Source organism: Microbacterium sp. SCPM-O-B-15248 (M128) (assembly GCF_058214835.1).
Genome location: NZ_JBYQLI010000002.1, coordinates 470,993 through 491,909, shown reverse-complemented (window position 1 = coordinate 491,909; position 20,917 = coordinate 470,993). Strand labels below are relative to the sequence as shown.

Below are 20,917 nucleotides of genomic sequence, written 5' to 3'. Positions count from 1 at the left end.
ATGAAGCGTTCGTCCGTGCTCGCCGTCCTCGCCGCCGTGGTGCTCCTTTCGGCCGGGTGCGCCCCGGCCGGGACGCCGTCCACCATCGGCGGCGGCTCGGCGCCCAGCTCGGCCACCGCGGGGGGCCTGCAGGCCCTGCCGCCGACGATCCTGTCGCCGGGAGAACTCGACGGCACCGATGTGTCTGTCGTCGTCGGCACCGCTCTGGTGATCGCGGTCGAGGACGGAACCGAGGATCAGTGGCGGGGCACCACCGCTGATCCCGCGATCGCGGAGTTCTCGGCCGGCGGATCCGACGAAGGGGCGACGTTCCGGCCCGGTTTCGAGGCTCGCGCCATCGGCTCCACCGAAGCGACGCTCACCGCCCCCGACGGCGGCGAGATCCAGTTCACCATCTCGGTCGTCGCTCCCTGATCCACCGCGGCGGCCACCGCTCGCGCCGCACGCGTCAGGATGCCAACGGCCCCTCGAACACGATCGTCGCACGCTCCGCGGCCTCGTCGCGCAGGACGCGTGCGCGCACACCGTAGACCTCGGCGATCAAATCCGGGGTGAGGACCTCATCCGGGTGCCCGCCGGCCACGACGGCACCGCGTTTGAGGACGACGATGTGGTCGCAGTAGGTCGCGGCGAGATTGAGATCGTGCAGCGCGATGATGCTCGTGACCGGGAGCGCGGCGACCAGCGCGAGGATGTCGAGCTGGTGCCGGATGTCGAGGTGGTTCGTCGGTTCGTCCAGGAGCAGCTCGCGGGGTTCCTGCGCGAGCGCTCGAGCGATCTGCGCACGCTGACGCTCACCGCCGGAAAGCGTGTGCCAGAGCCGGTCCGCTTTGTCGGCGAGCCCGACGCGCGCGAGGGCGCCGTCGATGGCGGCCTCGTCCTCCGGGCTCGACCCACCCCAGATCGGGCGGTGGGGTGTGCGCCCGAGGCGCACCACGTCGCGCACGACGATGTCGGTGTCGGTCTCGGCGTGCTGCGTGACGACCGCGACCGCCCGGGCGACCTCGCGGCGTCCGCGTGTGCGCAGCGGTGCTCCGTCGAGAAGCACGTCGCCCGTATCGGGACGCGCCGCGCCCTGCAGCAGGCGCAGCAGCGAGGACTTGCCCGACCCGTTCGGCCCGAGCAGTCCCACCGTGCTGCCGGGGGCGGGCCGGAGCGAGACCCCGTCCACGACGAGCGCCCCGCCGCGGGTCCAGTGCACGTTGCGCGTCTCGAGGGTCATGCGCGCTTCCTCCGGCGGACGAGGAGCGCCACGAACACGGGCACCCCGATGATGGCGGTGCCGACGCCGACCGGCAGGGGAGTGGGGGCGAAGAGGGTGCGGGTGGCGGCATCCACCCACACCATGAACACGGCGCCCACGACGAGGGACACCGGCAGCACGCGGACGTGCCGCTGTCCGACCAGCAGTCGCACCGCGTGCGGTACGACGAGCCCGACGAAGCCCACCGCGCCGACCACGCTGACCAGCGTCGCGGTCATGAGCGCGGTGACGACCAGGAGGCCGATGCGGGTGCGGGCGACGGGGATGCCGAGCGAGGACGCCACGTCGTCGCCGAAGGCGAAGGCGTCCAACGCTCGGGCGGCGAGGAGGCACACCACCGCACCGGCCGCGACGACCGCGGCGCACAGCGCGACGTTGTCCCACCGCATGCCCTCGAGCGATCCGAGGAGCCAGAACATCACGCCCCGCGTCTCGTCGGAGTCCGCGACCGCGAACACCACCAGCGACGTCAGCGCCGAGAAGAACTGGGTGCTGGCGACGCCCGCGAGCACGACGCCGGAGGTTCCGCCCGAGGTGAACCGGGCCAACAGGAGCACGAGCCCGAAAGCGAGAAGCGCTCCGACGAACGCGCCGCCGGACAGGCCCAGGATGCCGCCGCCCACCCCGAGCACACCGATCACGACCGCGCCGGTGGAGGCGCCGGAGGACACGCCCAGTACGAACGGCTCCGCGAGCGGGTTGCGCAGGAGCGACTGCATGACGACGCCGCACAGCGAAAGGCCCGCGCCCGTGCACGCGGCGACGAGCGCCCGGGGAAGCCGCTCCTCCCAGACGATCGCGTCCTTGGCCGCGCGCACGGGGATGTCCGCGAGACCGAGGTGGTTCAGCACCACGTCGCGGACGTTGACGAGCGAGACATCGGCGGGACCGAGCGTGATCGCGACGCCGAGCGAGAGGACGAGGGCGACCGCCCCGCCGAGGGTGAGGAGAAGACCCAGCGGCATCCGCGCGCGTGCGCGCACCGGAGCCGCGACCGCGGCGCTCAGAGCGTGCTCCGGTTCTCGTCCCACCACGCGCGGATCTTCTCGAGTCCGTCGACGAAGCGGATCGAGGGGTTCATCTCAGCGCCGTGCAGCGCGAGGAAGCGCTTCTCGCGGACGGCCGTCATGGTCGAGGTCAAGGGATCGCCCTCGAGGAAGGCGATCTTGTCGTCGAGGCGGTCGCCGGGGAACCGGTCGCGCTGCAGGTCGCCGAGCACCAGGACGTCGGGGTCGGCGGCGACGACGCTTTCCCAGCCCACCGCGCGCCAGTCGTCGTTCTGATCCGAGAACACGCCGGTCATGTCGGCGCTCTTGGCCAGCAGCGCGGCGGAGCCGAGGCCGCCCGCCATGTAGGGCGTCTTGGTGTCGGCGAACCAGAAGGCCACCGATCGCCCGCCGAAGTCGACGCCGTCCGTCGCCGCCGCCGCGCGTTCCTGCAGCGAGGCGATGAGCTTCTCGCCGCGCGCCGACACGTCGAAGATCGCGGCGAGGTCGCGGATCTCGCCGTACAGGACGTCTTCGGTCAGGGCGATCGTGCGCGTGCCGCCGCCGTTGATGCTCACCGCGCCCTCGCAGTCGGTGGGGGAGAGGTAGCTCTGGACGCCGGTCTCGGCGAAGCGATCGCGTGTGGCGACGCCGCCCTGGGCGAAGTGGCGACCGAACGAGGCGGTGACGAAGTCGGGATCCACGCCGAGGACGACCTCGTACGAGGGGGCGTTGTCCGCCAGGCGGGGCACGCGCGCGTTGGCGTCGGAGAGGGAATCCAGGACGGGATCCGTCCAGGATGCCGTGCCCACCATGCGGTCGGCGAGACCGAGCGAGAGCAGGATCTCGGTGGAGTTCTGGTCGAGCGAGACGACGCGCTCGGGTGCGGCGTCGACCGTGATCTCGCGCGCGCAGTTCTCGAGCGTCAGCGGGTAGGTGGTCGTCCCGTCGCCGCCGGCGGCGGCGGTCGTCTCGGGAACCGGCTCGGACGCGCCGCAGCCGGTGAGGGCGACGACAGTCGCGAGAAGAGCAGCGGGCAGAGCAAAGGCGCGGGTGTGTGGCATCCGGAATCTCCGTGGGGGCGATGGGCCGGAGCGGCGCATCGATGTTGGTAAGGCTTACCTCACTGTTTCTGGTTCTCTGCCCGAAGGTCAAATCGAAACGCCGCGCGGGCGTGGCAGATGAGCAATGAACCACTGTTGCTTCATGTGGTTTCGTGTTGTAACGTGTGGGAATCTTCGAAGGGGATCCCGTGTACGCAATGGAGCGCCAGCAGCTCATCGAGCGCGAACTGCGCGAGATCGGACGCGTCAGCGTCGTCGACCTCGCTCGTCGCTTCGACGTCACCACCGAGACCGTTCGTCGCGACCTCGACCGCCTCGAGCGGACGGGCGCTCTGCGGCGCGTCCACGGCGGCGCCGTCGGTGTCGACCGCGCCAGCACGACCGAGGCCTCCCTGTCCGAGCGCCGTCTGCGCCAGGGTGAGGCGAAGCGCGCGATCGGTGTCGAGGCCGCCCGGCTGCTCACCCCCGGGTTCCGTGGCTCGATCTTCATCGACGCGGGCACGACCCCGGCCGCCGTCGCTGCCGAACTGCCCCAGGTCCTCAGTGGGGGCGCCGGTGGCGTCGAGATCGTCACGCACTCGCTCGAAGCAGCGCACCTGCTCGCCGGCGACGATCGCGTCTCGCTCACGGTGATCGGCGGGAAGGTCCGCGGAGTCACCGCCGCAGCCGTCGGCGCGCACACGGTGCGCTCGATCGGCGAGCTCCGGCCGGACATCGCCTTCATCGGAACCAACGGCCTGAGCGCCGGCTTCGGACTCAGCACCCCGGACCCCGAGGAAGCCGCAGTCAAGACCGCGATCATCCACGCGGCCCGGCGCGTGGTCGTCGTGGCCGATACCGCCAAATTCGGAGAGGAACTGCTCGTGCGCTTCGCCCGCCTCGATGAGATCGACGTGCTCGTCACCGACGGCACCCCTCCCGACGTCCTCGCGCAGGCCCTGGCCGACGCCGACGCCGAGGTGCGTGTCGCATGATCGTCACCCTCACCGCCAACCCGTCGGCCGACCGGGCCGTGCTCCTGCCCGGCCCGCTCGTCCCGGGTGAGGTCCAGCGCGCCGACTCCTCCCGCGAGGATGCCGGGGGCAAGGGTGTCAACGTTGCCCGCGTCGTCTCCGCCGCGGGTGCGCCTGCGCGCGCCGTCGTTCCCGTCAACGACCACGACCCGTACCGACTGCTGCTCGACGACACCGGCGTGGCGCTCGACATCGTGCCCGTCGCGGGCCGCGCCCGCGCGAACCTGACGATCACCGACCCGCTCGGCGAGACGACGAAGCTCAACCTCCCCGGCGCCCAGCTGTCGGCGGACGAGGCGGCCGCGCTCACCGCCGGCGTCGTCTCCGCGGCCGAGGGCGCGACGTGGCTCGTGCTGGCCGGTTCGCTCCCGCCCGGCGTGCCCGAGACGTTCTACGCCGACCTCATCTCCGCGGTGCGCGCGCGCTGGGGCTCCGTCGCCCCGCGGATCGCCGTGGATGCGTCGGGCCCGGCCCTGGCCGCCGTCGTCGCCACCGCGCGCCCCGACCTCATCAAGCCGAACCACGAAGAGCTCGCCGAACTGGTCGGCGAGGACGCGGCGGTCGACGACGACGTGATCGGCGCGGCGACGCGCCGGGCGGCCGCTCTCGTCCCCGAGCGGGTGGCATCCGCTCTCGTGACCCTCGGTGCCGATGGCGCGCTCCTCTTCGACGCCGATGGCGCGTGGCGGGGACGCGCCCCCAAGATCCAGGTCGCGAGCACGGTCGGCGCGGGCGACAGCTCGCTCGCCGGCTACCTGCTCGCCGACCTCGAAGGGGCGACCGCCCCCGTCCGTCTCGCCCGCAGCATCGCGTACGGCGCAGCTGCGGCGACCCTGCCGGGGACGCAGGCCCCGACACCGGCGGATCTGCCCTCGGGCCCGATCGCCGTGACCGCTTTCTCCACCTCCACCGCAACATCCTGACCACGAAAGGTCACAAGACAATGTCCGAGATCATCACACCGGAGCTCGTCAGCCTCGACGCGCCCCTGGGGGCCGACAAGCAGTCGGTCATCCGTGCTCTGGCCGAGCGCGTCGTCGCGCAGGGCCGCGCGACCAGTGCGCAGGAGCTCTTCGACGACGCCTGGGCCCGCGAACAGAAGGACGAGACCGGACTCCCCGGCGGCATCGGCATCCCGCACGCGCGCAGCGCCTCGGTCACCGAGCCGACGCTCGCCTTCGCCCGTCTGACGCCCGGCGTCGACTTCGGTGCTCCCGACGGGCCCGCCGACATCGTGTTCCTCATCGCGGCGCCCGCCGGAGCCGACGAGGCGCACCTGGCGGTGCTGTCGCAGCTCGCCCGCAGCCTCATGAAGCCCGAGTTCACCGCGGGACTCCGCTCCGCCGTGAGCCCTGCCGACGCGGTGCGCATCATCACGGATGCCGTGACCCCCGCGCCCGCTCCGGCAGAGGCCTCCGCGGCCGCGCCCGCCGCGGCGACGCGCGCCGAGGCCCGCACGGCCACCGCGACGAAGACGACGAAGATCGTCGCCGTCACCGCGTGCGCCACCGGCATCGCGCACACGTTCATGGCCGCCGATGCGCTCACCGCCGCGGGCCTCGAGGCCGACGGCGTCGAGCTCGTCGTCGAGCCGCAGGGGTCGAGCGGCTACAAGGCCCTGCCGCAGAGCGTCATCGACGACGCCGACGCCGTGATCTTCGCCGTCGACGTCGACGTCCGCGAGCCCCAGCGCTTCGCTGGCAAGCCCGTCGTGCGCGCCGGTGTGAAGCGCGGCATCGAGCAGCCGAAGCAGCTCATCGCCGAGGCCGTCGCGGCGTCGCAGAACCCGAACGCCGCGCGCGTGCAAGGCGGTGCCGCCGGTGCCTCGGCGTCAGACGCCCCCGTCGCTCAGCAGTCCGTGGGTCGCCGCATCCAGCGCTGGCTCCTCACCGGTGTCAGCTACATGATCCCGTTCGTCGCCGGTGGCGGTCTGCTCATCGCCCTGGGCTTCCTGCTCGGCGGTTACCAGGTCACGCAGAACGCGGCCAACGTCATCATCCAGAACTCGCTGTGGGACCTCCCGACCGAGGGCATCACCTCGCCGCTCGGACCGGTGGGTCAGTACCTCGGTTCGGTCGCCTTCATGATCGGTGCGACGTCGATGGGCTTCATCGTCGCCGTGCTCGCGGGCTTCATCGCGTACGCGATCGCCGACCGTCCCGGTATCGCCCCCGGCTTCGTCGCCGGTGCCGTCGCCGTGCTCATGAACGCCGGCTTCATCGGCGGCATCATCGGCGGTCTTCTCGCCGGTTTCATCGCGTGGTGGCTTGGCCGCTTCGACGCACCCCGCTGGTTGCGCGGTCTGATGCCCGTCGTCATCGTGCCGTTCCTCGGCTCGATCTTCGCCTCGGGCTTGATGATCCTCTTCCTCGGCCGCCCGATCGCCGCCCTCATGGCGGCGCTCACCGAGGGCCTCACCTCGCTCGCGGCGTCGAGCGCCGGTGCCATCGTGCTCGGTGTCATCCTCGGCCTCATGATGTGCTTCGACCTCGGCGGACCCGTCAACAAGGTCGCGTACGTCTTCGCGACGACGGGCCTGGCCGCGGCGACCCAGACCAACACCGCGCCGTACCTGATCATGGCCGCCGTCATGGCCGCGGGCATGGTGCCGCCGCTCGCGATGGCCCTGGCATCCACGGTCCTGGCCCGGGGCAAGTTCACGCCGGTCGAGCGCGAGAACGGTGCGGCCGCGTGGCTGCTCGGCGCCTCGTTCATCTCCGAGGGCGCGATCCCGTTCGCCGCGGCCGACCCGCTGCGCGTCATCCCCGCCTCGATGGTGGGCGGCGCGATCACGGGAGGCCTCAGCATGCTGTTCGCCGTGCAGTCGTACGCGCCGCACGGCGGGGTGTTCGTCTTCTTCGCGATCAACCCGTTCTGGGGTTTTGCCCTCGCAATCGCGGCGGGTACGGTCGTGACGGCGCTGCTCGTCGTCGCTCTCAAGCGCATCGGTCGCCGCACCCAGGACTCCGCCGTCACCGAGGCCGCTCCGGCCGCCTCCGTCGCCGCCTAAGCCCCCATCGGTTCGAAAGGAATCACCATGGCAGAACGTCAGGCCACCATCGCCAGCAGCTCCGGACTCCACGCCCGTCCCGCGAAGTTGTTCGTGCAGGCCGTGCAGGAGAAGAAGATCCCCGTCACCATCTCGGCCGACGGCGGCGCCGACCTCAACGCCGGCAGCATCCTCTCGCTCATGGGTCTCGGCGCCGGTCACGGCACCGTCGTGACGCTGAAGGCCGAGGGCGAGGGCGCCGAGCAGGCGCTCGACGAGCTCGTCGCCCTGCTGGAGACGGACCTCGACGCGCAGTAAGCCTCTCTGCACGAAACACCGGATGCCACGGCCCCAGGGGTCATGGCATCCGGTGTTTCCGTGTGCGGGCGGCACAACTCCTGCAGGAACCCGGCCGCGCGGGTGTCGTGGGCAGCAGACGCCGGTTCTGCCGGAGTTGTGCGGCTCAGACCTCGGTCGAGTCGCCGGGCTGCAGATCGACGAAGGTCCCGCCGTTCTGCTCGACGGCCCAGGTAAGGCGGGCGTTGCCCATCTGCTTTCCGGCGACGGAGAGGGTCATGTCGTGGGTGGCGAAGGCGCGCGCGGGCTTGACCGCGAGCACGAAGTCCATCGCCTCGGAGATCTTGAGCCACGGCGCGCCGACGGGAGCGGCGAGGAGCGCGACCTCGGTGTGCTTCGGAACGGCGTACGAATCGCCCGGGTAGTACAGCGCGTCGTTGACGAGCACGCCGACGTTGTCGACGACGGGGATCGACTCGTGGATGACCTCATGGCGGCCGCCGAAGAACTTCAGGTGGAACGGGGCGAGGTCCAGGGTGTCGCCGGGGTTCACCGCCGCGATCTCGAAGCCGGCGGCGGCCTTCTGCACGCCTTCCGGGCCGTAGATCGGCACGCCCGGGTGCGCCTTCTGCAGGCGGGTGAGGTGCTCGGGCGTCCAGTGGTCGGGGTGCTCGTGCGTGATGACGACGCCGACGAGGCCCGTGAGGTCCTCGAGCGGCGAAGTGAAGCTGCCGGGGTCGATGACGAGGGTGTGGCCCGCCTCGGCGACGACGAGGGCGGCGTGTTCGTGTTTGGTGACCTGCATGCCGTCGAGTCAACTCCGCGGCGGGGGAGGCTGCAACCGCTGGACGGGGAGCGATCCGGATGCCAGGGGATGAACGTCTTGCGTCCGCCCTTCCCTTCGGGCCGGTCCCGCGATACGGTGGGCCGGACACGCCCGGGCTGCGAGTCATTCGCGGCCCGATTTGTCGTGCGCCGCATCCGTAGTGCATACTTGAACGGTTGCGACGCGGCCCCATCGTATAGCGGCCTAGTACGCCGCCCTCTCACGGCGGTAACGCGGGTTCGAATCCCGCTGGGGTCACCAACATGAGAAAGAGCCTCGACCGAATGGTCGGGGCTCTTTCGTTGCGTCGGCACGCCCGCGCACGGGGCGCGAACGGAATCGGATGCCGTGAACGTGGCATCCGATCCCGTCGAGGCGATTACCCCTCGTTGCTCGCGCGTCGCCGGCGGATCAGCCGCCGCACGCCCCACACGATCACGAAAGCCACCGCGCCCACGGCGATCCACGGCAGCAGGAACCCGAGTCCGATCACGGTTCCGTTGAGTGTTGCGACGAGGCCGTTCCACCCGGCCACGAGCCCGTCGCCGAAGCCGGCGGGGTCGGCGGCCACCGTCTGCGAGCGCTCGGTCAGCTGAACGCTGAGCGACGACATCGCCACTTGCGATTCGATGGAGTTCAGCACCTGCCGGTCGGAGTCGAGCTGCGCCTGCCGCTCCGCGAGCGCGGATTCGGCGGCGATGAGGTCGGACACCGACCCGGCCTGCGCCATGAGCTCGGTGAGACGGGCGACGGATGCCTCGCCGGCGGCGACGCGAGCCCGGAGGTCGACCGTCTGCTCGGTGACGTCGGAGCGGTTCACGCTCGTCGCCGTCACATCGCCCACGGCGGAGAGGCCGTCCATCACCGAGGCGAGCGCATCGGCGGGGACCCGGACCGTGATCCACGCCGACGACGCGGTCGGCTGCGACATCCCGCCGTCGAGCGGGACGACGCCGATGCCCCCGCCCAGCTGCGACGACTCCACGTATCCACCGGCCGAGGTGGCGGCATCCGAGATCTTCGCGATCGCGGCGGTGACGTCGTCCACCGCGACCGTGCTCGATCCGGTGGCGACGATGTCGCGCGACGCCGATCCATCGACGCCGGATGCGGCCGACGCGTCGCCAGAGATCGCGGCACCGCTCATGTCGCGGAGGCCTTCCGCCGATTCGCCGGTGCTCAGACCGGGGACGGCCGCGCCTCCCGCTTCGCTCACGCCCACGACGGACGAGCCGCCGGTGCTCGTCGGCGACGTCAGGGCCGGGCCGACGACGGCGGCCACGACGACGACGGCCGCTGCGGCGCCGACGCCCGTCCACACGGCGCGGCGGCGGCGCCGACGTGCGGTCCGCTCGTCGGCGATCCGGGCGAAGACGGCGGTCTCGATGGCATCCACCCGGTCGTCGCGGAGCGGGGGGAGGGTGGGCGTGGTCATGGGGTCTCCGTCTCCATCGCGGTGGCGCGCACCCGGGAACGGATGCGGGAGAGGCGGTTGCGCACGGTGCCGTGGGACACCCCCAGGGACTCCGCCGCCGCTTGATAGCCGTAGCCTTTGGCGGCGCAGAGTCGGAAGATCTCCCGGTCGAGCTCGCCGAGACCTTCGACGGCGGCGAGGATCGCTCCGACCGTCTCGGCCTCGACGACCTGCTTCTCGACGTCGACGATCGCGGGGATGCTCTCGTCGAGCTCGGCGGTCGCTCCGTGTCGACGCCGCGACCGCAGCCGGTTCTGCGCCTGCAATCGGCACACCGTCGCGAGCCACGGCAGCAGGGACGCGCCCTCGAGTCGAAGCTGCGGGATCTTCCGCCAGGCGACGACGAACGTCTCCTGCACGACATCCTCCGCGTCGTTCTCGTCGTGGACGAGCCCGAAGGCGATCCAGTACACCGGCCGCGCGTAGGCGCGATAGAGCGCCCGGAACGCCACCTCCGACCCACCGGCGGCGCGCGCGACCAGCGCCCTGTCGTCGATCACGTCGTCGGTCATGGCATCCGTTCTTCCTGTCGGGCACCCGTGTGAGCACTCTCTCACTCAGAGGTGTCCGCGCGCGCCGGATCGTCTCACGCCGATCGTCGGCCGGGATGCCGGGCGCCCGGGCCGGCGGATAGACTTCAGCGTTTCCCCCGACGAAAGGCCCGCCATGGAGCTGCAGCTGGATCCGGTGTTCCAGACCGTCACCCTCGTGGTGCTGGTGTTGATCCTGGCCGCGGATCTGCTCATCATCCTCGCGCGACCCCACATCCCCTCGCCGAAGGAATCGACGCTCTGGGTGGTGTTCTACGTCGTGCTGGCGCTGGCCTTCGCGGGCGTCCTGGCGATCGCGGCCGGGGGAGAGGTCGCGGGTCAGTTCGTCGCGGGCTGGCTCACCGAATACAGCCTGTCGATCGACAACCTCTTCGTCTTCGTCCTGATCATGGGCCAGTTCGCGGTACCGCGCCGGTATCAGCAGGAAGTGCTGATGGTGGGCATCATCATCGCCCTGATCCTGCGCGGCGCGTTCATCCTCGTCGGGGCCACGATCATCGAGAACTTCAGCCCGATCTTCTATCTCTTCGGCGCGTTCCTTATCTACACGGCGATCCGGCAGGCGTTCCCCGGCGATGACCACGACGACGACACCCAGAAAGAGAACCTCGTCGTCCGGATGCTGCGCCGGGTGCTGCCGATCAGTGACACCTACGACGGCAAGAAGGTCCTCACGCGGGTGGGCGGCAAGCGCATCTTCACGCCGATGATCATCGTCTTCGCGGCGATCGGTGTCACCGACCTGTTGTTCGCCATCGACTCGATCCCGGCGATCTTCGGCATCACGCAGAGCCCGTTCATCGTGTTCACGGCAAACCTCTTCGCCCTCATGGGCCTGCGCCAGCTGTACTTCCTGCTCGGCGACCTGCTCGAGCGTCTGCGGTTCCTGCACTACGGCATCGCGTTCATCCTCGCGTTCATCGGCGTGAAGCTCGTGCTGCACGCGATGCACGTGAACGAGCTGCCGTTCCTCAACGGCGGCGAGCCGATCGAGTGGGCGCCCGAGATCTCGACGTGGGTCTCGCTCGCGGTGATCGTGCTGTCGATGGCGGTCGCCACGATCGCGAGCCTCGTCGTTTCGCGTCGCGAACCCGCCGCGGCCGGCCCGCGGGATGCGGCCGCGCGGGTCGCCGACGAGAAGGGCACGCCTCCGACGGTGGAGCAGCCGGACCGCGACTGAGGTTCTGTGCGCGGAGCGCGGCGTCGCCGGTCAGAACGCGTGCAGGTTGCCGCGCAGGCCGCCCTCGACGTATTCCTCGCGCAGGATGCCGCGGCGCCGCAGGATCGGCACGAGGTCGTCGAGCACTCGGTGCACGGTGACGGGGTGCAGATCGCCCCACAGCAGCACTCCGTCGTTGCCCCAGTCGCCGAGCTGCTCGATGCGGTCCGCGAACTCGTCGGCCGTGCCGACGAAACCGGACCCGTCGCTCAGTCGCCCCAGGCGGGCGTGCGCGGCGAGGATCGCGCGGAGCGGCGCGTCGGGCTCGTGCGCCCCGACCAGTCGTCGGATGCTGCCCTCGGACACGTGCTCGCCGAAGATCGCCCGGTCCAGCGGGGCGTCGAGGTCCAGCCCGGTGAGGTCGGTTTCGAGGTCGCTGGACTGCTTGCGGGCGATGGCCGACAGCGCGGCCTCGTCGGGGTGAGCGGATGCCGCGACGAGCCGGTCGGCTTCCTCCGCCGACGACACGAGCACCGGCTGGATGGCGAAGAGGATCTTGATGTCGTGGGGCGAACGTCCGGCGGCTTCGGCGGCGGCGTGGATGCGTCCGCGATAGGCGCGGATGCTCTGCTCGTCGAGGGGCGCGAGCGCCAACTGGACGTCGGAGTTCGCGCCGGCGAACGCCAGTCCGCGGCCGGAGCCACCGGGCGAGACGATCGCGGGCTCGCCGTCGGTGAACGGCACCGCGTTCAGCGGGCCGTCGAAGCCGAAGTACTCGCCGCGGTGCTGCGCCGCGGCGAGGCGCGTGCCGTCGGCGTACACGCCGGACTCCTCGTCCTCGACGAGCGCGCCCTCACCCCAGCTGCGCCAGAGCGTCCGCAGCCCGTCGAGCCATTCCTCGGCGCGGTCGTACGCGGCGTCGTGGCCGAGCTGCGGTGCCGTGGAGAAGTGTCGCGCGCTGCCGGTGTCGGTCACGACGTTGAGTCCGAGGCGGTGGCCGCTCAAGTGCTGGAGCGTGGCGAACTGCCGGGCGGCGGTGTACGGGAGGTACGCGGCCGGGTTGACCGTCGGCACGACGCCGAGGTGCCGGGTCGCCGCGAAGAGGTAGGGGGCCAGCAGAAGCGGATCGTGCTTGGGGCCACCGAAGGCGTGCCGGACGCGGAGATCGATCGTCTCGGCGCTGCCGAGCGACGGCGCGTCCTCGATGATGAGCAGGTCGAACCCGGCCTGCTCGAGCGTGCGCGCGGAGTCCTGGTACAGACCGGGTTCGGTCCAGCGGTGGTTCCACCGCAAGTACGGGTGCCCCCAGCCGTGCGGGCCGAATCCGCGAGCGAGGAACCACCCGAAGTGCTGCAGACGGCTCACAGGACCACGACCTCTCGCACGTCGCCGGCTCGGGTCGCCGAGACGATCCCGTCCAGGGCCTGCGCGAGGTCGGCGAGGATGTCGTCGATGTCCTCGATGCCGATCGAGAGGCGGATCGTCCCCGGGAAGACTCCGGCCCGCTCGCGTTCGGCCACGGTGCGGCCCGCGTGGCTGGTGCTCTGGGGGTGCAGGACGAGCGAGCGCACGTCGCCGAGGTGGGTCATGTGCGTGATCAGACGCACCGATTGCACGACGTGCCGCGCCGCCTCGAGCCCGCCGCGGAGGGTCACGGTGAACACCGAGCCGCTCCCGCGCGTGAGGTAGCGCCGCCCCAGCTCGTGATGCGGGTGGGAGGGGAGCCCGACGTAGTCGACGCGCTCGACCTCGAGACGCCCCTCGAGCCACCGGGCGACCGCGAGCGCGTTGGCGGACTGCCGCTCGACGCGCAGGCTCAGCGTCTCGACGCCCTGGCCGATGAGGAAGGCGTTCAGCGGCGACGGCGATGGGCCGAAGCGCGGGGCGACGCTCTCACGGAAGTACGCTCCGCGCGCCCGGGGCCCGTGCTTCTCGGCATAGCTCGCGCCGCCGAGGCGGTCGGCGCCGACGAGGTGGGGGAACACGTGCCCGGACGCCGCGGCGTCGAAGCGTCCGTCGTCGACGATGACGCCGCCGAGTACCGCGCCCTGCCCGGCGAGGAACTTGCTCGCCGAATGCACCACGACGGCCGCGCCGTGCTCGATCGGCCGCAGCAGGTACGGCGTCGTGAAGGTGCTGTCGACGACGAGCGGGATGCCGTGCTCCGCGCCGACCGCAGCGACGGCGGCGACGTCGAGGACGTGATTGCGGGCATTGGAGAGCGTCTCGGCGAACAGCGCCTTCGTGCGCGGGGTGATCGCGGCTCGCCACGCGTCGAGGTCGTCGGTGTCGACGAAGGTCGTCTCGATCCCCAGACGCGCGAGGTTGTCCAGGAGCAGTCCGCGCGTGCCTTCGTAGATGTGCTCCGAGACGACGAGGTGGTCGCCCGCTCCTGCGAGGCCGAGGAGCGCGACGGTGACGGCCGCCTGGCCGCTCGAGACGAGGATCGCCTGGTCTCCGCCTTCGAGCGAAGCGAGGCGTTCTTCGACGGCCTGCACGGTGGGGTTGCCCGTACGGGTGTACCCGAAGCCGCTGCCCGTGGAGAAGTGGGCTGCCGACTCGTCGAGATCCGAGAACGTGAAGCCCGCCGTGAGGTAGATGGGCGTGGCCCGGGGCGATGCGGGGGCGGCGGACGAGCCCACGTGCACCTGACGGGTCGAGAAACCGGTGTCTTCCTGTGCGCCCATGCGGGACTCTCCTTCCAACGGCGGTGGCGACAGGCTCGCACGGCGACCCGGCCGCCACCCAAACGTGCGGCGCCGTGTTACGCGGAGGGGCGTGCTCGGCCCGGTGGTATCGTGGCGACGTGCGGATCGCCGGCCTCCTCCTTAGCGGCCGCGACGAGACCTTGTTCTAGGCCTTTCTCGTCGCGGAGTTCGTCGCGGGCCTCACATCCCATCCGAGGAGAAACGCAAGTCTCATGAGCACGACATCGATCGACGGCATCCACATTCCCGATCGCCCGCGGACCCTGGCCGAGAAGGTCTGGGACGACCACCTGGTCGTCAAGGGCGAGGACGGTCAGCCCGATCTCATCTACATCGACCTCCACTTGGTCCACGAGGTGACGAGCCCGCAGGCGTTCGACGGCCTGCGCGCCGAGGGCCGCCCGGTCCGCCGCCTCGATCTCACGATCGCGACCGAGGACCACAACACCCCGACGCTCGACATCGACAAGCCGATCGCCGACCTCACCAGCCGGACGCAGATCGAGACGCTGCGCCGCAACGCCGCCGAGTTCGACGTCCGCATCCACTCGCTGGGCGACAAGGAGCAGGGGATCGTCCACGTCGTCGGCCCGCAGCTGGGGCTGACGATGCCCGGCATCACCGTCGTCTGCGGCGACAGCCACACCTCGACGCACGGCGCGTTCGGGGCCATGGCCTTCGGTATCGGCACGAGCGAGGTCGAGCACGTCCTGGCGACCCAGACGCTGCCCCTCAAGCCCTTCAAGACGATGGCGATCACCGTCGAGGGAGAGCTGAAGCCCGGCGTCACCGCGAAGGACATCATCCTCGCGATCATCGCCAAGATCGGCGCGAACGGCGGCCAGGGCTACGTCCTGGAGTTCCGCGGCAGCGCGATCCGCTCCCTCTCGATGGAGGGGCGCATGACGATGTGCAACATGTCGATCGAAGCCGGTGCTCGCGCCGGCATGATCGCCCCCGACGAGACGACCTTCGCCTACGTCAAGGACAAGCCGCACGCCCCGCAGGGTCAGGACTGGGAGGACGCCGTCGCCTACTGGCGCACGCTCCCCAGCGACGAGGGCGCCGTCTACGACGCCGAGGTGTTCCTGGATGCCGCCGAGCTCGAGCCCTTCGTCACGTGGGGCACGAACCCCGGTCAGGGCGTTTCGCTCTCGGACGTCGTGCCGACCCCCGCCGACATCATCGACGCGAACGAGCGTGCGGCCGCCGAGCGGGCGCTGGAGTACATGGACCTGCAGGCCGGGACCCCGATGAAGGACATCCCCGTGGATGCCGTCTTCATGGGCTCCTGCACGAACAGCCGCATCGAAGACCTGCGGGCGTTCGCGTCCGTCATCCAGGGCCGCACGAAGGCGGAGAACGTCCGTGTCATGGTCGTGCCCGGCTCGGCGCGCGTGCGCCTGGAAGCCGAGGCGGAGGGTCTGGACAAGGTGTTCACCGCGTTCGGGGCCGAGTGGCGCTTCGCGGGCTGCTCGATGTGCCTGGGCATGAACCCCGACCAGCTCGCACCGGGCGAGCGGTGCGCGTCGACGTCGAACCGCAACTTCGAGGGGCGCCAGGGCAAGGGCGGACGCACCCACCTGGTCTCGCCGCTCGTGGCAGCGGCGACCGCGGTGCGCGGGACCCTCTCGAGCCCCGCCGACCTCGATCCGCTGCCCGCGGAGACCGTTTCGACCGGGGCGGAGGCCTGACATGGAGAAGTTCCACACGCACACCGGGATCGTCGCGCCGCTGAAGCGGTCCGCCGTCGACACCGACCAGATCATCCCCGCCGTGTACCTCAAGCGCGTCACCAAGACCGGTTTCGAGGACGCGCTGTTCGCCAACTGGCGCCAGGATCCCGCGTTCGTGCTGAACCAGGACGCCTACCGCTCGGCATCCGTGCTCGTCGCCGGCCCCGACTTCGGCACCGGCTCCAGCCGCGAACACGCCGTGTGGGCCCTGCGCGACTACGGGTTCCGCGTCGTGCTGAGCCCGAAGTTCGCGGACATCTTCCGCGGCAACTCCGGCAAGCAGGGGCTCGTCACGGGCGTGATCTCGGAAGACGACGTCGAGCGGCTCTGGTCGGCGGCCGAGGCGCAGCCGGGCGTCGAGATGACGGTCGACCTCGAGGCCAAGACCGCCACGCTCGGCGACCTCCGAGTCTCGTTCGAGATCGACGATTACACTAGGTGGCGGCTTCTCGAAGGGCTCGACGACATCGGGCTCACTCTGCGTGACGAAGACAAGATCGCGCAGTTCGAGGCGCGCCGCGAGGCATGGCGGCCGCGGACCCTTCCGGTCCGCTAAGCCCGGCCGGTCCGATCGGGCCGTTCCGCCGCCCCTCGTCCACGAAGTGAGGTCCACCCCCCTATGAGCACACTCGTCACCGATTCCGGAGACCAGATCCCCGGACAGCCGGACTGGGAAGCGGCCGAGACCCTCGTGATCCGCGGCGGACGCCCGTTGCGCGGGACGGTCGAGGTCAAGGGGGCCAAGAACCTCGTCACGAAGGCGATGGTGGCGGCGCTCCTCGGCGACACCACCAGCACGCTGCGCGACGTCCCGATGATCAGCGACGTCAAGGTCGTGCGCTCGCTCCTCGAGGTGCACGGCGTCACCGTGACCGAAGGGGACGAAGAGGGAACGCTCCACCTCGACCCCTCGGGCGCGGTCGCCGCGCACTTCGAAGAGATCGACGCCCACGCCGGCGCGTCGCGCATCCCGATCCTCTTCTGCGGACCGCTCCTGCACCTCCTCGGTGAGGCGCTCATCCCCGACCTCGGCGGATGCCGCATCGGCGACCGTCCGATCAACTTCCACATGGATGCGCTCCGCGCGTTCGGTGCCGTCGTCGACAAGAGCTACGAGGGCATCCGCATCACCGCCCCGAACGGGCTGCACGGCGCCAACATCACGCTGCCGTACCCGAGCGTGGGCGCGACCGAGCAGGTCCTGCTCACCGCGGTGCGCGCGAAGGGCGTCACGGAGCTTCGCAACGCCGCGATCGAGCCCGAGATCATGGATCTCATCGCGGTGCTGCAGAAGATGGGCGCGATCATCTCGTACGAGCCCAACCGCGTCATCTTCATCGAGGGTGTCGACCGTCTCGACGGCTACGACCACCGCGCGATCTTCGACCGCAACGAGGCCGCTTCGTGGGCCTGTGCGGCCCTGGCCACCGACGGTGAGATCTTCGCCAAGGGCGCGCGCCAGCAGGACATGCTGACGTTCCTCAACGTCTTCCGCAAGGCCGGCGGCTGGTTCGACGTGCGCGAGGACGGCATCCTGTTCCGCCGTGGCGGCGACCTCAAGCCCGTCATGGTCGAGACCGACGTGCACCCCGGCTTCATGACCGACTGGCAGCAGCCGCTCATCGTCGCCCTGACGCAGGCCCACGGCGTCTCGACCGTGCACGAGACGGTGTACGAGAACCGCCTCGGCTTCACCCAGGCGCTCAACAAGATGGGGGCCGACATCGTCGTGCACCCGAAGGGCCTGGACAGCGCCGACCGGCGCGTGCCGCGACGCGACCTCGAGCAGGCCGCCGTGATCACCGGCCCGACGCCCCTGCACGGCGCCGACGTCGAGGTGCCCGACCTGCGCGGAGGCTACAGCTACGTCATCGCGGCTCTGGCTGCCGAGGGCGAGTCGACGGTGCGCAACATCGGCATCATCCGCCGTGGATACGAGAAGTTCCTCGAGAAGCTGACCGCTCTCGACGCTGACTTCGACGTCGTGGGCTGACCCGTGGCGGTCTCTCCGGAGAAGAGCCGGCCGAGCGCCTTCTGGCCTCTCGCCGCGATCGTGGTGCCGCTGGTGGGCCTGTTCGCGCGGATCGAGATGCGCGGCGTCGAGAACCTTCCGCGCGACGGCGCGTACGTGCTCGCCCCCAACCACAATTCGGAGTTCGACCCGCTCGTGGTCGCGGTGGCCGTGTGGCGCGCCGGACGCGCGCCGCGCTTCCTCGCAAAAGAGAGTCTGTTCCGCGTGCCGGTGCTCGGGGCCGCGCTCCGCGCGACGGGCATGGTCCCGGTGCCCCGGGCCTCGACGAGCGCCAACCAGTCGATCACGGCCGCTCAAGAGATCGCCCGCGACGGCCGCGGCGTGATCGTCTACCCCGAGGGGACGCTCACCCGCGACCCGGAGCTGTGGCCCATGCGCGGCAAGACCGGTGCGGTCCGCCTCGCCCTCGGCGGCGACCTGCCGTTGATCCCGATGGCGCAGTGGGGCGTGCAGGAGATCCTTCCGCGCTACGGCAAGCTGCGCTTCCCGCGCCGCTCGCGCGTGATCGTCGAGTTCGGCCCGGCGATCGATCTGTCCGAGCATCTGGCCACTCCCTCGCAGCCGGCGACCCTGACGCGCGCCACCGATACGCTCATGGCGCGCATCGCCGAGATGCTGTCGGGACTGCGCGGTCTTCCCGCACCGGCTGAGCGCTGGAACCCGTCGCAGCACGGGCAGAACGAAACGGGGCGCCTTGAGTCGTAAGAGCGAGGCCCCCGGGCCCAAGGTCGCCGTCATCGGTGCGGGCAGCTGGGGCACGACCTTCGGCAAGATCCTCGCCGACGGCGGGGCGTCCGTCGTGATGTGGGCCCGTCGGCCCGAGTTGGCCGCCGAGATCACCGAGTCCAAGCGCAACAGCCGGTACCTGTCCGGGATCAACCTCCCGCGCACGATGACCGCGACCACGAGCCTCGCGGAAGCCCTCGACGGCGCGGAGCAGGTGTACCTGTCGATCCCGAGCCAGGCGCTGCGCGAGAACCTCGCTGCCGTGAAGCCGCTCGTCTCGCACACCGACGCGCCGATCGTGTCGTTGATGAAGGGCGTCGAGAAGTCGTCCGGGCTGCGGATGAGCCAGGTCATCGAACAGGTGCTCCTGTGCGACCCGAGCCGCGTCGCGGTGGCATCCGGCCCGAACCTCGCGCTCGAGATCGCGCGCGAGCAGCCGACGGCCGCCGTCATCAGCTCCTTGAGCCCCGAGACGGCCGAGGCCGTGGCCCGGCGCGCGCGCAACCGCTACTTCCGGTCCTTCGTGAACACCGACGTCATCGGTACCGAATTCGGCGGTGTGCTGAAGAACCTGATCGCGGTCGCGATCGGCATCGTCGACGGCGTCGGGTACGGCGAGAACACCAAGGCCTCGATCATCACGCGCGGACTGGTCGAGATGACGGACTTCGCGGTGGCACAGGGCGCCCAGCCCGAGACGCTGCAGGGGCTCGCGGGCCTCGGCGACCTCATCGCCACGTGCCAGTCGCCGCTCAGCCGCAACAACACCGCCGGGCGCCTGCTCGGCCAGGGCTACGGCTATCAGGACGTGGTCAAGCAGATGCAGCAGACCGCCGAGGGCTTGGCATCCGTCGCCCCGGTTCTGCAGCTCGCGCGCGAGGTCGGCGTCGACATGCCGATCGTGCGCCAGGTGAAGATGGTGCTCGACGGCACCATGGATCCGCGCGACATCGCGCCCCATCTCACGACCGACGACGACCAGCCGCAGGGCGAGAGGACGCAGAATGACCAGACCGGCGGTGGTGGTGCTCTTCGGCGGGCGCTCCAGCGAGCATTCGATCAGTTCCGCCACGGCGGGAGGGGTGCTGCGGGCGATCGATCGTGAGCGCTTCCGCGTGATCCCGGTCGGGATCACGCGTGACGGTGCGTTCGTCCTCGAAGACGACGACCCCGACAAGTTCGCGCTCATCCCCGACGCCCTCCCCGAGGTCGTCGACAACGGCAGCCGCGTGCGTCTGCCGGAGTCGGTGCTCTCACGCGAGTGGACCGTGACGGATGCCGCGGGCGAGCGCTCCCTCGGCGAGGTCGACGTCGTCCTGCCGATCCTGCATGGCCGCTTCGGCGAGGACGGCACGGTCCAGGGACTCCTCGAGCTCCTCGGCATCCCGTACGCCGGCGGCGGCGTGCTCATGTCGGCGATCGGCATGAACAAGCACGTGACCAAGCGCGTGCTGCGTTCGGCCGGCGTGCCGGTGGTGCCGTGGGTCGCCGTGACGCGCGCGGATCTCACGCGCGATCGCGACCTGTGGGAGCGGCGCATCCGCGCGCTCGACCTGCCGGTGTTCGTCAAGCCGAACGAAGCGGGCTCGAGCGTCGGCGTGACGAAGGTCTCTCGCTGGGAAGATCTGGATGCCGCCCTCGAGACGGCGTTCGCCGAGGACCGTCTGGTCCTGGTCGAGCAGGCCATCGTGGGCCGCGAGCTGGAGTGCGGCGTGCTGCCCGGCCGCGACGGCGGACCGGTGCGCGTGAGCGTGGCCGGCGAGATCGTCGTCACGGGTCGGGAGTTCTACGACTTCGAGGCGAAGTACCTCGACGCCCCCGGTGTCGACCTCGTGTGCCCCGCCGACCTGCGCGACGGTGAGCTCGCCGAGATGCAGCGGATCGCGGCGCAGGCGTTCGAGGCGCTCGGCGGCGAGGGACTCGCGCGGGTCGACTTCTTCTACACGGGGACGGAGTTCTACGTCAACGAGGTCAACACGATGCCGGGGTTCACCCCGATCTCGATGTTCCCCACGTGCTGGATCGCCTCGGGGCTGTCCTACCCCGATCTGATCAGCGACCTCCTCGACGCCGCCCTCGGTCGAGACTGACG

Annotated in this window: 20 protein-coding genes and 1 tRNA gene; 13 read left to right on the top strand and 8 right to left on the bottom strand. The window is 70.7% G+C overall.

The features are described from left to right. A complete protein-coding gene (locus AC3E6M_RS05050) occupies positions 1 to 414 on the top strand; it encodes a hypothetical protein (RefSeq protein ID WP_490529222.1) in 414 nt (137 codons plus the stop codon). Positions 415 to 448: 34 nt separating this feature from the next. On the opposite strand, the gene AC3E6M_RS05045 is transcribed toward AC3E6M_RS05050, so the two are convergent. Genes AC3E6M_RS05045 through AC3E6M_RS05035 form a run of 3 tightly spaced genes read right to left on the bottom strand, consistent with a single transcriptional unit; the run spans position 449 to position 3,314 of the window. Further along, a complete protein-coding gene (locus tag AC3E6M_RS05045; RefSeq protein ID WP_138174302.1) occupies positions 449 to 1,222 on the bottom strand; it encodes an ABC transporter ATP-binding protein in 774 nt (257 codons plus the stop codon). Beyond that, entirely contained in the window at positions 1,219 to 2,229 is a 1,011-nt protein-coding gene (locus AC3E6M_RS05040) for a FecCD family ABC transporter permease (protein WP_138174350.1), read from the bottom strand. The genes AC3E6M_RS05045 and AC3E6M_RS05040 overlap by 4 nt, the downstream gene beginning before the upstream one ends. Positions 2,230 to 2,267: 38 nt before the next feature. Next, a complete protein-coding gene (locus AC3E6M_RS05035; protein WP_490529221.1) occupies positions 2,268 to 3,314 on the bottom strand; it encodes an ABC transporter substrate-binding protein in 1,047 nt (348 codons plus the stop codon). Positions 3,315 to 3,502: 188 nt separating this feature from the next. Between AC3E6M_RS05035 and AC3E6M_RS05030 the strand changes: the two genes are divergently transcribed. Genes AC3E6M_RS05030 through AC3E6M_RS05015 form a run of 4 tightly spaced genes read left to right on the top strand, consistent with a single transcriptional unit; the run spans position 3,503 to position 7,634 of the window. After that, positions 3,503 to 4,288 (top strand): DeoR/GlpR family DNA-binding transcription regulator, encoded by a 786-nt coding sequence (locus AC3E6M_RS05030; protein ID WP_171024250.1) that lies wholly within the window; start codon positions 3,503 to 3,505, stop codon positions 4,286 to 4,288. Continuing rightward, positions 4,285 to 5,250 carry a 1-phosphofructokinase family hexose kinase gene (locus AC3E6M_RS05025; protein ID WP_490529219.1) on the top strand — a complete coding sequence of 322 codons (966 nt, stop codon included), beginning with the start codon at positions 4,285 to 4,287 and terminating at the stop codon, positions 5,248 to 5,250. Before AC3E6M_RS05030 ends, AC3E6M_RS05025 begins: the two co-directional genes overlap by 4 nt. A 20-nt stretch (positions 5,251 to 5,270) precedes the next feature. Beyond that, positions 5,271 to 7,337, top strand: a complete 2,067-nt coding sequence (locus AC3E6M_RS05020; protein ID WP_490529218.1) for a PTS fructose transporter subunit IIABC — start codon at positions 5,271 to 5,273, stop codon at positions 7,335 to 7,337. A 27-nt stretch (positions 7,338 to 7,364) separates the two neighbouring features. Further along, positions 7,365 to 7,634, top strand: a complete 270-nt coding sequence (locus AC3E6M_RS05015) for an HPr family phosphocarrier protein (protein WP_055954014.1) — start codon at positions 7,365 to 7,367, stop codon at positions 7,632 to 7,634. Between the two features lie 145 nt (positions 7,635 to 7,779). Here the strand turns inward: AC3E6M_RS05015 and AC3E6M_RS05010 are convergent, their stop codons facing one another. Then, positions 7,780 to 8,418 carry an MBL fold metallo-hydrolase gene (locus AC3E6M_RS05010; protein WP_138174310.1) on the bottom strand — a complete coding sequence of 213 codons (639 nt, stop codon included), beginning with the start codon at positions 8,416 to 8,418 and terminating at the stop codon, positions 7,780 to 7,782. A gap of 206 nt (positions 8,419 to 8,624) precedes the next feature. On the opposite strand from AC3E6M_RS05010, the gene AC3E6M_RS05005 reads away from it, so the two are divergent. Further along, positions 8,625 to 8,700: transfer RNA gene (locus tag AC3E6M_RS05005), tRNA-Glu, on the top strand. A 118-nt stretch (positions 8,701 to 8,818) separates the two neighbouring features. Here the strand turns inward: AC3E6M_RS05005 and AC3E6M_RS05000 are convergent. After that, on the bottom strand, positions 8,819 to 9,874 hold the full coding sequence (locus AC3E6M_RS05000; protein WP_138174312.1) for a DUF4349 domain-containing protein: 1,056 nt from the start codon (positions 9,872 to 9,874) through the stop codon (positions 8,819 to 8,821). Then, positions 9,871 to 10,425: an RNA polymerase sigma factor gene (locus AC3E6M_RS04995; RefSeq protein ID WP_490529217.1), complete on the bottom strand. Its 555-nt coding sequence runs from the start codon at positions 10,423 to 10,425 to the stop codon at positions 9,871 to 9,873. The genes AC3E6M_RS05000 and AC3E6M_RS04995 overlap by 4 nt, the downstream gene beginning before the upstream one ends. 154 nt (positions 10,426 to 10,579) lie before the next feature. Here AC3E6M_RS04995 and AC3E6M_RS04990 point away from each other — a divergent pair, with 154 nt between their 5' ends. Next, positions 10,580 to 11,644, top strand: a complete 1,065-nt coding sequence (locus AC3E6M_RS04990; RefSeq protein ID WP_138174316.1) for a TerC family protein — start codon at positions 10,580 to 10,582, stop codon at positions 11,642 to 11,644. A 30-nt stretch (positions 11,645 to 11,674) separates the two neighbouring features. Here the strand turns inward: AC3E6M_RS04990 and AC3E6M_RS04985 are convergent, their stop codons facing one another. After that, positions 11,675 to 12,988 carry an LLM class flavin-dependent oxidoreductase gene (locus AC3E6M_RS04985; RefSeq protein ID WP_138174318.1) on the bottom strand — a complete coding sequence of 438 codons (1,314 nt, stop codon included), beginning with the start codon at positions 12,986 to 12,988 and terminating at the stop codon, positions 11,675 to 11,677. After that, a complete protein-coding gene (locus AC3E6M_RS04980) occupies positions 12,985 to 14,310 on the bottom strand; it encodes an O-acetylhomoserine aminocarboxypropyltransferase/cysteine synthase family protein (RefSeq protein WP_490529216.1) in 1,326 nt (441 codons plus the stop codon). The genes AC3E6M_RS04985 and AC3E6M_RS04980 overlap by 4 nt, the downstream gene beginning before the upstream one ends. Positions 14,311 to 14,543: 233 nt before the next feature. Here AC3E6M_RS04980 and leuC point away from each other — a divergent pair, with 233 nt between their 5' ends. The 6 genes from leuC (at position 14,544) to AC3E6M_RS04950 (ending at position 20,915) form a co-directional block, all read left to right on the top strand. Further along, positions 14,544 to 16,025, top strand: a complete 1,482-nt coding sequence (leuC, locus tag AC3E6M_RS04975) for a 3-isopropylmalate dehydratase large subunit (protein WP_138174322.1) — start codon at positions 14,544 to 14,546, stop codon at positions 16,023 to 16,025. A gap of 1 nt (position 16,026) precedes the next feature. Then, positions 16,027 to 16,623, top strand: coding sequence for a 3-isopropylmalate dehydratase small subunit (leuD, locus tag AC3E6M_RS04970; protein ID WP_138174324.1), 597 nt, complete (start codon positions 16,027 to 16,029; stop codon positions 16,621 to 16,623). A gap of 63 nt (positions 16,624 to 16,686) precedes the next feature. Then, complete coding sequence (gene murA / locus AC3E6M_RS04965; protein WP_230006109.1) at positions 16,687 to 18,060, top strand: UDP-N-acetylglucosamine 1-carboxyvinyltransferase; 1,374 nt, start codon at positions 16,687 to 16,689, stop codon at positions 18,058 to 18,060. A gap of 3 nt (positions 18,061 to 18,063) precedes the next feature. Continuing rightward, a complete protein-coding gene (locus tag AC3E6M_RS04960; protein ID WP_138174328.1) occupies positions 18,064 to 18,804 on the top strand; it encodes a lysophospholipid acyltransferase family protein in 741 nt (246 codons plus the stop codon). Beyond that, positions 18,794 to 19,930, top strand: a complete 1,137-nt coding sequence (locus tag AC3E6M_RS04955; RefSeq protein WP_138174330.1) for an NAD(P)H-dependent glycerol-3-phosphate dehydrogenase — start codon at positions 18,794 to 18,796, stop codon at positions 19,928 to 19,930. Before AC3E6M_RS04960 ends, AC3E6M_RS04955 begins: the two co-directional genes overlap by 11 nt. Further along, the gene (locus AC3E6M_RS04950) at positions 19,830 to 20,915 is read left to right on the top strand and encodes a D-alanine--D-alanine ligase family protein (RefSeq protein ID WP_138174332.1); all 1,086 of its coding nucleotides are present in this window, start codon (positions 19,830 to 19,832) and stop codon (positions 20,913 to 20,915) included. The genes AC3E6M_RS04955 and AC3E6M_RS04950 overlap by 101 nt, the downstream gene beginning before the upstream one ends. The last annotated feature ends 2 nt before the right edge of the window (positions 20,916 to 20,917 follow it).